At 39.9% G+C, this 12553-nt stretch carries 9 protein-coding genes; all 9 read left to right on the top strand.

Translation table 11 applies throughout. The features are described 5' to 3' along the window. Positions 1 to 2: 2 nt before the first annotated feature. The 9 genes from H8700_RS10540 (at position 3) to H8700_RS12355 (ending at position 12534) form a co-directional block, all read left to right on the top strand. On the top strand, positions 3 to 521 hold the full coding sequence (locus H8700_RS10540) for a hypothetical protein (RefSeq protein WP_249305592.1): 519 nt from the start codon (positions 3 to 5) through the stop codon (positions 519 to 521). Between the two features lie 102 nt (positions 522 to 623). Further along, positions 624 to 2597, top strand: coding sequence for a peptidoglycan D,D-transpeptidase FtsI family protein (locus H8700_RS10535; protein WP_249305591.1), 1974 nt, complete (start codon positions 624 to 626; stop codon positions 2595 to 2597). A 221-nt stretch (positions 2598 to 2818) separates the two neighbouring features. Further along, complete coding sequence (locus H8700_RS10530) at positions 2819 to 4552, top strand: peptidoglycan D,D-transpeptidase FtsI family protein (RefSeq protein ID WP_249305590.1); 1734 nt, start codon at positions 2819 to 2821, stop codon at positions 4550 to 4552. Between the two features lie 142 nt (positions 4553 to 4694). Further along, positions 4695 to 6050, top strand: a complete 1356-nt coding sequence (murD, locus tag H8700_RS10525) for a UDP-N-acetylmuramoyl-L-alanine--D-glutamate ligase (protein ID WP_249305683.1) — start codon at positions 4695 to 4697, stop codon at positions 6048 to 6050. A gap of 28 nt (positions 6051 to 6078) precedes the next feature. Next, complete coding sequence (locus H8700_RS10520; protein ID WP_249305589.1) at positions 6079 to 7308, top strand: FtsW/RodA/SpoVE family cell cycle protein; 1230 nt, start codon at positions 6079 to 6081, stop codon at positions 7306 to 7308. A 21-nt stretch (positions 7309 to 7329) separates the two neighbouring features. Next, complete coding sequence (locus H8700_RS10515) at positions 7330 to 8064, top strand: cell division protein FtsQ/DivIB (RefSeq protein ID WP_249305588.1); 735 nt, start codon at positions 7330 to 7332, stop codon at positions 8062 to 8064. A gap of 213 nt (positions 8065 to 8277) precedes the next feature. Then, on the top strand, positions 8278 to 9459 hold the full coding sequence (gene ftsZ / locus H8700_RS10510; protein WP_249305587.1) for a cell division protein FtsZ: 1182 nt from the start codon (positions 8278 to 8280) through the stop codon (positions 9457 to 9459). Between the two features lie 135 nt (positions 9460 to 9594). After that, complete coding sequence (locus tag H8700_RS10505; RefSeq protein WP_022140591.1) at positions 9595 to 10485, top strand: CPBP family intramembrane glutamic endopeptidase; 891 nt, start codon at positions 9595 to 9597, stop codon at positions 10483 to 10485. 126 nt (positions 10486 to 10611) lie between these two features. Then, positions 10612 to 12534, top strand: coding sequence for a GGDEF domain-containing protein (locus H8700_RS12355; RefSeq protein WP_249305586.1), 1923 nt, complete (start codon positions 10612 to 10614; stop codon positions 12532 to 12534). The last annotated feature ends 19 nt before the right edge of the window (positions 12535 to 12553 follow it).

Raw genomic sequence — 12553 nt, 5'->3', positions numbered from 1 at the left:
GTATGGATATGGACTGGGAAAACTACAGCCGAATGCGTAAGAGTAACGGAGAACGACAGCGTAAGAACAGTTATCGGACACAATCGTATATTGACGGAAATACAGTGTATAAGACAGATGCTCTGCCAAAGAGGAGAGAGCGGGAAGAAACACAGCGTCAGGTACAAAGAACACCGCAGAGAAAACCGGTGCGTATGGCAGGGATCAGCGCAAAAGGTTTTGCTTTTTTGAGTGTTATGACAGCAGTCGTGCTGTTCTTTGCATTTCAATATCTTTCGACACAATATCAGGTGAACCACACCAAAGAAGAAGTTGTGGCATTGCAGTCTGAGATTGCCGATGAGAAGGAAGATTATGAAAGTGACTATCAGGCGATCACAGATTCTGTTGACCTTGCAGAAATTTATGAAAAAGCAACGAAGAAGCTGAAGATGGTTCAGGCAGAAAGTAACCAGATCTACAAATATAAAAACAGAAAAAGTGATATGGTCAAGCAGTATGCCGATATACCAAGCAAATAAGAAAAAAGATAACAGGCTGGCACAGATATTTTTGGAAAAATATTTGTGAACAGCCTTTTTGTAAAAAAAGGTTTAACGAAAAAATAGCATATGGAGGCTGAAATGGGAAGACGTGCGATTGATACCAGAAAAAAGATCAAAATAGGAACAAGAACGATGTTTTTGCGTATTTTTTGCGTATTTGCCGTAATTATTTGTGCTGCAATGTTTTTAGTAGGCAGAATTTTTTACCTGAATAAGACGAAAGGAAAAACATACGAAAGAAAAGTGCTTTCGCAAAAAAGTTACAGTACGAATGAGATCGCATACCGCAGAGGAGACATTACGGACCGCAATGGCAATAAATTAGCGACGAGTAAAAAAGTATATGATCTGGTGTTAGATCCACAGTTGATCTTAGAAGATGATAAATATGTTGATGCAACAGCCAAAGCGCTAGAAAAGGTTTTTGAAATCTCTAACAGTGCATTTAACAAAATATTAAAAGAAAAATCAGATGTCCGGTATTATGTAATGAAAGATTACAAAGGATTAAAGAAAGAGAAAGTCAAAGCGTTCAAAGCATTGGCAAAAAAGGATAAAAATATCAAAGGTGTCACTTTTGACGAAAGATATAAACGATATTATCCATATTCCACGGTAGGAAGTAAAGTCGTAGGGTTTTGCTCGACGGATAATACCGGTGTATGGGGCATTGAAAGCAGGTATAACAGCAGTCTGAATGGAGTAAGTGGAAGAAGATATGGCTATTTTAATACCGATCTGGATCTTGTAGAGACTGTCAATGAACCGACAAACGGAAACAATATCACGTCTACGATCGATGTCAATGTGCAGGGAATTTTAGAGAGACATATGAATACCTTTCAGAAGAATACAGGATCAAAGAATATGGGATGTATTATTATGAATCCGCAAAATGGCGAGATTTATGCGATGTCATCATATCCTGAATATAATCTGAACAATCCACGCGATCTTTCTGCATTCTATTCGCCAGAAAAGATTGATAAGATGAGTGATAAAAAGAAGACAGAAAATCTGAACAAGATCTGGCGAAATTATTGTATCAGCGATGCCTATGAGCCGGGATCAACATTTAAGCCAATGACAGTAGCAGCCTGCCTGGATGAAGGTGTGACAACCGGAAGCCGTGCGTATCATTGTGATGGTTATCAGGTGATCAATGGAGTCAGGATCAAATGTGTGGCATATTCCAGAGGCGGTCATGGCACGATCAATATCTGCCAGAGCCTGATGGAATCGTGTAATGATGTTTTGATGCAGCTTGGTGCGGATCTTGGAAAAAGGAAGTTCTTACAATATGTTAATGAATTCGGATTTGGAAAGAAGACAGGGATCGACCTTCCGGGCGAAGCAACAGGAGGTGTCTTTACAAATGATACGATGCATGCTGTTGAGCTTGCTACTTCAAGTTTTGGTCAGGGACAGACTGTAACGATGATCCAGATGGCGGCAGCGTTTTCTTCTGTGATCAATGGTGGAAATTATTATGAGCCCCATGTTGTAAAAGAAGTAAAAAGCGAAAATGGAGCAGTGCTTGAATCCAATGATAATGCATTGGTACGCCGTGTGATCACGGAAAACACAAGCAAAAAGCTTCGCAAATATCTGTATAAAACAGTCGAAGAAGGAACCGCATTGCCTGCAAAAGTAGCAGGTTATCAGATTGGCGGAAAAACCGGTACTGCAGAAAAGCATCCGACAGGACGAGGCAATTATCTGGTATCGTTTATCGGATTTGCAACAAAAGATAACCCGGAAGTTATGATCTATGTTACGATCGATGAGCCACATGTAGCAGACCAGGCACATAGTACCTATGCAACACAGTTTTCAAGTGAAGTCTTAAAAGAAGTGCTTCCTGTACTGGGAATGTATCAGGATTCTTCTACGAAAAAAGCAGATAAGACAAAAGCTTCTGATATTAAGCTTCCGTCTACAAAGGAAGCACCGGATGGCGGCTATTCCGATGGCACTTATTCAGTTGCAGGTGATCAGACAGACGGTACGGACACAGCAAATACCGCATCTCCTGTACCGAGTGCAGAATAAAGCCATGCAATTTGTATAGACCGAAAAAATGCCGGATGTACAATATATGTAATAATACATTCCGGTAAAACAGTCATATGTACATTTTTATCAAAATAAAAATATAGAAAAAGACAGTGTCATTTCACAGATGCAAACGGTATGAAGGTAAAAGCAATGTGCATGCTTTTTTCATACAGTAAAGTAGTAAAAACATCTGTGAAAGCAAGACAGGGAGTTTTATGAGAAATTGTAAAACAGCACAAAAACAAAGAATCTTTTTCGTATTTGTCATAGTTATTTTATGCTCATTTTTGCTGAGTGCAAGACTGGTGTATCTGATGGTGATAAAGGCAGATCATTATGCCAAAAAAGCCAAAGAAGTACAGCAAAGAGAAAGAGCAATCAAAGCAGAAAGAGGAAAGATCTATGATAGAAATGGTATTTTGATCGCGGCCAATAAACCCGTATCAACGATATCGGTCATTCATAATCAGATTAAAGATAAAGAGACTGTGATACGGAATCTGTCCGTTTTATTAGACATTGATGAAGAAAAGGTGCGAAAACGTGTCGAAAAGAAATCATCACGCGAAAAAATAAAATCGAATGTAGAAAAAAATATCTCCGACCAGATCAGAAAACTAAATATGGCAGGCGTGATGGTAGATGAAGATTATAAACGATACTATCCATATGGCAGTCTGGCTTCTAAGGTGATCGGCTTTGCCGGAGGTGATAATCAGGGAATCTTAGGGTTAGAAGCAACGTATGATTCGATGTTAGCCGGGCAGGATGGCAGTATTCTGACTTCTACGAATGCCAGAGGAATCGAGATTGAAGGAGCAGTAGAAAACAGGATTGAACCGGTTGCCGGAAACGATCTGTATTGTTCTTTGGATGTCAACTTGCAAAAGTTTGCACAGCAGGAAGCAGACAAAGTCATGAAAGCAAAAAAGGCAAAAAATGTCCGTATTATTATGATGAATCCACAGGATGGGCAGATCTATGCCATGGTCAATCTGCCGGAATTTGATCTGAATGATCCGTATAAGACCGATCAAAAGGTGCAGTTATCGGAAAAAGGAACACAGGATTATCTGAATCAGAAATGGCGAAATCATTGTGTCAGTGATACCTATGAACCGGGTTCGACCTTTAAAGTAATCACGGCAGCTTCTGCATTAGAAGCCAATGTTGTAAAATTAAATGATACGTTCCAATGTCCGGGATATAAGGTGGTCGAAGACCGAAGGATCCGCTGTCACAAGACAACAGGACATGGGACAGAGACATTTGTACAGGGGGTACAGAATTCATGCAATCCGGTCTTTATGGAAGTCGGTGCAAGACTTGGCACAGAGCGTCTGTTTCAATATTTACAGAAGTTTGGTGTGTTAGAAAAAACCGGGATCGATCTGTCCGGAGAAGCAGCTACGATCATGCATCAAAAGAAAAATGTTGGTGCGGTAGAGCTTGCTACAATGACATTTGGACAGTCCTTTCAATTAACACCACTGCGGCTGCTGACATCCGTAAGTGCCGTGATCAACGGAGGGCGGTTAGTGACACCACATGTTGGTGTTTGCATGGAAAACATACAGCAGTCTTATGTCAGAAAGTTAAAATACAAAGAGAAAGCTGATGTGTTAAGCAGTCAGACCTCTGAAACCATGAAAGAGATCTTAGCTTCCGTGGTATCCGAAGGATCAGGAAAAAAAGCGGCTGTGTCAGGTTACGATGTCGGTGCCAAAACCGGAACATCCGAAAAGCTGCCAAGAAGCAGTAATAAATACATTGCATCGACACTTGGTTTTGCTCCGGCAAAAAATCCGATCGTCTTAGCAATCGTGTTGATCGATGAACCGGAAGGCATTTATTACGGAGGTCAGATCGCAGCTCCTGTGATCTCTAAATTGCTGGATAATGCATTGCCTTATCTGGGGGCAAAAAGGAGTGTGCAAAAAAAGAAGTAGTAGTTGATTTCTATACCTTGTTGCATTAAAATAAAATGTATGTGTGCCTATGCTCCTTTCAAAGTGAAACGCATTTTGAAAGGAACATTTGTAACGAAAAAGAAAGGAGTCCGCAAGGACAAACATGAGTTTGGTGAGAAAAATGGAATTTAAGGACAAGACGTTTTTGGTAGTAGGTACAGGAGTAAGCGGAATTGCGGCTGTTAAGCTTCTTGGCAGAATGGGGGCTAAGATCATACTTTTTGACAGCAACGCCAAATTAGACTGCGAAGCAGTAAGGGGAAAAATTCCTGAAGAGATAGAATTTGATTTTGTATTAGGAGCCATTCCGTCATCTGTCATGGATAAAGTCGATATTGCAATATTAAGTCCGGGAGTTCCAACCGATCTTCCGTTTGTATTAGAAATGCAAGAGCATAATATTAAGATCTGGGGTGAGATTGAATTAGCATACCGTTGCAGTAAAGGAAAACTGCTTGCAATCACCGGAACGAATGGAAAGACAACGACAACTGCGTTGGTGGGCGAGATATTAAAGACTTATTATAAGAGTGTCTTTGTAGTGGGAAATATCGGACTTCCTTATACAGAATATGCATTGGATATGACAGAGGATTCTGTTACGGTAGCAGAAGTCAGCAGTTTCCAGTTAGAAACAATCCATAAATTTCATCCACAGGTCAGTGCAATCTTAAATATCACACCGGATCATTTAAATCGTCATCATACGATGGAATGTTATGCGGAAACGAAAGCACGTATTGCAAAGAACCAGACAAAAGACGAGATCTGTGTCCTGAATTATGAAGATGCCTATTTGCAAAAACTTGCAAAAGACATGAGTGCAGATGTATTTTGGTTTAGCAGTGAGCATATATTAGAACGTGGTATATGGCTTGAAGGCGAGCAAATCTATTATTGTGATACCGAAAAGATTCCGGTTTGTACGATCCACGATATGAATCTGCTTGGAAAACATAATTACGAAAACGTAATGGCTGCGATTGCGATCACAATGCATGCGGGTGTTCCGATAGACTGTATCCGTCAGGCAATCCGTGATTTTCAGGCGGTAGAGCACAGAATTGAATTTGTCAAAGAAGTCAATGGTGTCCGTTATTATAATGACTCTAAAGGAACGAATCCGGATGCTGCGATCAAAGCAGTAGAAGCCATGGTTCGTCCAACGATTGTGATCGGTGGCGGCTATGATAAGAAAAATACGTATGAAGAATGGATTGCTTCTTTTGGGGATAAAGTAAAATGTTTAGTTCTCCTTGGAGAGACCAAAGACGCAATTGCTGCTACAGCAAAAAAAGCCGGATTTACGAATATTATTATGACGCAAAGCTTGCAGGAAGCCGTAGAAGTCAGCAGCCGCGAAGCAAAGAGCGGAGATGCTGTATTATTGTCCCCTGCCTGTGCAAGCTGGGATATGTTTAAAAGCTATGAAGAGCGTGGAAAACTTTTCAAGGAATATGTAAGAGCATTACAGTAACTTTCCTGAAGAATAAAGGGAGGTATTTATGGAATATTCACAAGGAGGCAGCTATAGGAGGCAGCCGGATACGCGTCGTCCGAATACGAGAACAGGATCGGCATCATACAATTCATATGCATCGGAAAGGAAAAGAAGACGTTCTATGCGTTATGTGACACAATATGATTTTGCGTTGCTTTTTCTGACGATCGGAATTGCACTGTTTGGTGTATTGATGATCTATAGTGCCGGATATTATACAGCTTCATTAAGAGGTGATCCGCTGTTTTATGTTAAATCCCAGGTAAAGGGACTCTTCCTGGGTTTTTTAGTTATGATTCTGGTATCCCGCCTGGATTATCAGGTGTTAATGCATAAGATTGGATTTTTACATTCGTCCTTATCACAGATATCGTTGATCTTTGCGTATATTTTACAGATTATGGTTTTGTTTGTCGGTGTGGAAAGAAATGGTGCGAAGCGTTGGCTTGATCTTAAAGTGATCCAGTTTCAGCCGTCAGAGATCTCAAAGATTGCTACAATTTTATTTTTGGCATATGCAATCTATAAAAACCGCAGGGCACTGGACAATAAATGGGGAATCGGCGCATTACGCCTGTTGGTCTATATAGGACCGCTGATCATAATTATCTTGAAAGAGAATATGAGTTCTGCGATTATTGTCGGCATGATCTTCTTTTGTATGTGTCTTGTCGCAAGTAATAAGAAAGCTTATTTTTTGGCTGTTTTTGTTGCATTGGCAGCGGCAGGTGTTCTTGTGATCCTGTTTGCAGATCCATTCCGTATGGAACGTATCCGTATGTGGCTTGATGTAGAAAACTACGGACCGGCATTTCAGATTCGTCAGGGGCTATATGCCATTGCATCGGGAGGACTTTTTGGAAAAGGCTTAGGACGCAGTATGCAAAAACTCGGATTTATCCCGGAAGCGTATAATGATATGATTTTTTCGGTGATCTGTGAAGAGCTTGGAATTGTAGGTGCGATTCTTGTGATCGTGGTATTTGCAGCATTATTATGGCGCATTGTCATGATTGCCTGTCATGCACCGGATATGTTTGGAACCATGCTTTGTGTCGGTGTTTTAGTACAGCTTGCAGTTCAGGTGCTGATCAACATAGCGGTTGTAACCAATACGATTCCATCAACCGGTATTCCAATGCCACTGATCAGTTTTGGCGGTACATCCGCTACGATCATAATGGCGGAGATCGGTCTGGTATTAAGTGTGTCCCGTCAGATCAAACAAAAATAGAAAAAGAGGTGGCTGGTTGTTATGAGATGGTATCATAAAGTTTTGATCCTGCTTGCATTGGTCGTATTGCTCGTCCTTTTCGTATTCTTTGGAATGAAGATCACGACCGTACATGTAGAAGGAACCCGGATGTATTCAGCTGATGAGATCAAACAATCGGTATTTTCGAGAAAATATGCGGATAATGAGTTTTTTTTCTGGATCTATCAGAAGATGTATGGAATCAATACGCTTCCTTTTGTTGAGGAGATTGATGTTTCGTATGATTCATTAAATACGATCACATTACATGTTTACGATAAAAAGATCAGTGGATGCATTGAATATATGGGACAATATATTTACTTTGATAAAGACGGAATTGTCTTGCAAAGTATGAAAGAGAAAAAAGAAGATGTTTTGGTTGTAAATGGTATCAGGTTTGGTACATTTACAGTAGGAAAAGCATTCAATGTCAAGGATGATACATTATTTCAGACAATCATGAATCTGTCACAGCTGATCTCACATTATAAGATATCGGTAGACAAGCTGCAGATAGAAGATAAAGATATTTTGCTGTTATCGGGTGATATTAAAGTTACTCTTGCGAGAAAGACAATGTATGATGATGAGATGTCTGCGTTATCGGATGTTTTAAAGACAGCAAAGAAAGAAAAACTGAAAGGAACGATTGATATGCAGAACTTTCAGGCAGGTGATAAGATTGTTTTAAAAAGTGAAAAAAAGAAGGTTACAAAAAAATCGGAGAAATAGTTCAAAAAAACGAAAAAAAAACAGATATTCTCTTGATTATTGAAGTCTAAATAGGTATTATATATATTAGTGCAATTAAAAATGAAAATAGATTTTTTATTTTAATGGCGAAAATTGTCTTAGAGCAGGAAAAAATTGCCTGTTTTATTAGAATGAGAAAGATATATTCCTATTATACCCCTAAAGTGTAAAAAGGATAAAGGAGGAGCAGCTTTGTTAGAGATTAAGTCAGAAAATTCAGAATTTGCAGCAAAGATCATTGTGGTCGGAGTCGGTGGCGGCGGAAACAATGCCGTCAATAGAATGATAGATGAAGGAATCGTTGGTGTTGAGTTTATTGCCATTAATACAGACAGACAGCATTTATCAAATTGTAAAGCAAACAATACATTACAGATTGGTGAGAAGTTGACAAAGGGACTTGGAGCAGGTGCAAATCCGGAAGTTGGAAAAGCAGCAGCAGAAGAGAACAAAGAAGAGATCACCAATATGATCAAAGGAGCGGATATGCTCTTTGTTACCTGTGGCATGGGTGGCGGAACGGGAACAGGTGCAGCTCCGGTTGTAGCAGAGATTGCTAAAAATCTTGGTATTCTTACTGTCGGTGTTGTTACGAAACCGTTTACTTTTGAAGCAAGAAGCCGTATGAACAACGCGTTATCCGGTATTGAACGTTTAAAAGAAAACGTAGATACGCTGATCGTTATTCCAAACGACCGTTTGTTAGATATTGTAGACCGCCGCACTTCTATTCCTGATGCTCTTTTAAAAGCAGATGAAGTTTTACAGCAGGGTGTACAGGGTATCACAGATTTGATCAATGTACCGGGTATGATCAATCTGGATTTCGCTGATGTACAGACCGTTATGAAAGACAAAGGAATTGCCCATATTGGCATTGGTACAGGCAGTGGTGATGAAAAATGCGTGGATGCAGTAAAGCAGGCAATTTCAAGTCCGTTGTTAGACACAACGATTGAAGGTGCTTCTCATGTTATTATTAACATTTCAGGTGCTGTTGCTTTACAGGAAGCAAATGAAGCAGTATCTTACATACAGGAATTAACGGGAGAAGATACGAACATCATCTTTGGTGTAGTAGATGGTGGAGAGGACGCAGGGGATACAGTACAGATTACTGTTATTGCAACCGGATTAGAGAATGATGGAATGGGAGCATTTACTTCCATGAAACAGGAAAAGCCCGCAGCTCCTAAAACGAACTTCCCGACAAGAGAAGGTCAGATTCCGACACCACGTAAGATAGATCCAAAGCGCGTGACTCCAATACAGACAGCAAGACCGGTCACACCGGCACCAACAGGAAATTTAAGCCGACAGTCAGCAGATGATTCCGGTATTAAGATTCCTGAGTTCTTACAGAGAAAAAGATAATAGCAAAAGGCAAGATAAAAGGAAAGTCCGGATAGGTTTGTTCTATTCGGGCTTTCCTGCATTATATTAAAAATCCAGCCGAAAGGATTCGTTTTGAGAAGATAGAGGGCAAATAAAAAAAGAAAAGAGGCGTAGATGAAAAATATGATATCAAATAAGGATGAGAATTGGAAGATAGTCAGGAATCGGGTATGTATCAGGGCTTTATTGATCTTTTTAGGTGCATTGTTGATGCAAATGCTTGCCTATATGGTCTGTATGATCGTTATGACGATTCATGTTACGGTATTTGACAAGAAAAATGTCGAGATATTGCAGCAGATTGCACAGGCAAATACGAAGAAAGGACCTTTTTTGATCTGGGTTTCTTTTGTTAGTGCACTTCTTTGCCTGATCTGGTGTGGAATTCTTTATAAGAAGTCGAGCTGGAGAGTGCATCCTTTTTCGTATAAGAAAGCCTTTGCGTTAAAAAATTGTGGTATTCTTTTTAGCACAGCAGTAGGCGGCTGTATTGTGTTGACGGCATTACTTTCTATAGCCGGTGCACTTTTCCCAAAGATATTTGTACAGTATAACCAGGTAATGGATCATTTGTCGGCTGACAGTATTGGAATTACCATGTTTTATGTATTGTTAGTGGGACCGATTTCCGAAGAATTTATTTTTCGCGGAGCAATTTTAGACCGTTTTCATTTGGCGTTTCCGTTCTGGATCGCTAACACATTACAGGCATTCCTTTTTGGGGTATATCATATGAATCTGATACAGGGATTATATGCATTTCTTTTAGGAATTCTTCTGGGAATGATTCGTTATGTTACAGGTACGATCCTTGCTAATATTACAGCACACATTCTTTTTAATGGAACATCGTATGCGATTTCGGCGATCAGTGCGGTAAAAGGAGCCGCTGCCCCATGGATCACAATCGTACTTTTTGCTGTCGGAATTGTATTGTTTCTGGTTGGAACAGCCGGGTTACGAAAAGAATACCAAAAGAAGATGCTGCGGGAAGAACAATCCTGAATTTTTACAGGTTCTGGATAGCTGATAAGAAGGCGTTGACGGGGGAAAACAAGCTTTCTTGCCAATGGATTTTGTGGTACAATAAATAGTAAGGGAAAAAGCACTATAAACACGGAGGAGGAAACTGTGCGAAAAGATAAAAAAGTAATTGGAATTTGTGTCGCATCCATGCAAAGTGACAGTTGGGAAAAGCATGTGCGTGCGATTTGCAAAGAAGCAGGAAAAAGAGATTATACCGTTATGATCTTTAATACATTCCAGCGCTTATATGAGGTGACTAAGTTTGGTAAAGGGGAAGTCAGAGTATTTGATATGATTCCTTTTCATAAGCTTGGGGTTTTGATCGTTTTTTCTGAGTCGATTGCAAATGATGAGATATCAGAACAGCTGGTACAAAAAGCAAAAGATGCCGGTGTGCCTGTTATTACGATAGACAGAAGGATGAAAGGCTGCCATAACGTATTATTTGCATATGAAGAATCCTTTGAAAAAGTAGTTCGTCATGTGATCGAAGATCATGGCTGTAAAAAGATTAATTTCATGGCAGGTTTTGAACATAATGAGTTTTCGGATGCGAGAATCGGCATTTTTAAAAAAGTCTTAGAACAGAATGATCTGGCCTTTGAGCCGGAACGACTGGCTTATGGACAGTTTTGGGAGATGCCGGCAAGACATGCATGTGAAGAATGGGTTGCAAAGTGGCAGCGTGGAGAACAAAGCATGCCGGAAGCAGTGATCTGTGCAAATGATATTATGGCATTGACAGTAATGAATGTTTTAACGAATCATGGTATTTGTATTCCAAAAGATGTTATTGTGACCGGCTTTGACGGATTAGAGTTAGAGCAATATTGTACTCCGAGATTGACGACAGCAACAGATGATGTCCGCCAGATCGGAAAGAGTATGTTAGACATTATTGATCGTTGTATTGAAAATCCGACAGAAGAACCCAAAGATTTGTATATTCCGTTTCATACCCGGTTTACGGAATCCTGTGGCTGCAAACCGATCAAGAGTTGCAATCCGAATGAACGGATCATGCAGCTTTACGGATATGCGGCTGAGATGCGTCAGCAGTCAACCGATACGTTCTTTATGATGACAACGCTGACAGATGGATATTCTGCTGTAGAAATGGGAAATAAATTAAAAGACTATCGTAAAGCAATTGATGCAAAACATATGATGCTTTTTTTGGATCCTTCTTATTATAAGGAGACAGATATCCCGACAAACCATTTTGAAAAAGACTCGTATGTTTTGTTTACACAATTAAAAGATAATGTATACGATGTTCCGTTAGAAGAAGTAAAGAAAGATGAATTTATAGATAAGATCTGCTGGATGGCAGAAAAAAAGGAGCCTTTATTATTTATTCCAATCCATTGTCAGGAGGAAAACTATGGATTTATGGTAACAACATATGATTATGAGGGAAAAGATACCAGGGCATTTTATGAATTTGTATTGGGGTTAGATCAGGTGTTAGGAACAATCCGCAGACAATCCCAGCTTCATCGTAGTTATGTCACGGATGCCTTGACCGGTCTGTATAACAGAAGGGGCTTCTATCTTCGTTTTGAAAAGAAGATGAAGCAGCTTGCCGATAAGGATAAATATCTTTTTATGGCATCTGTGGATATGGATGGATTAAAGTTTATCAATGATACATATGGTCATGCTGAAGGAGATTTTGCAATCAAACGTTTGGCAGAAATTTTGCAGGAAATGGTAACGGATGAGCACGGAATCTGTGCTCGTTTCGGCGGTGATGAATATATGGTTGTGCAGCTTATGGAAGCAGAAAAAATAGATCATGATTTTTGTGACCATTTTGAGCAGCGGCTTCAGGATAAGATCAGGCAGGACAACCAAAAGAAAAAAGCGGTCTATGAATTAAGTGCCAGTTGTGGGGTGATTGGCAGAAAGATTCAGAATGCAGAGGAAATTGATACTATGATGAAAGAAACAGATGAGAAGATGTATCAATGCAAATGCAGGCATCATAACAGCAGAGCAGCCAGAAGCAGACAGAAAAGTATGTAATAGTCTATTGGGGAGGAAA

Origin of the sequence: Jutongia hominis (assembly GCF_014384965.1) — a bacterium.
Taxonomy (GTDB): domain Bacteria; phylum Bacillota; class Clostridia; order Lachnospirales; family Lachnospiraceae; genus Butyribacter; species Butyribacter hominis.
Note: the sequence above shows the minus strand (reverse complement) of the source record. Positions and strands in the feature narration are given on the sequence as shown.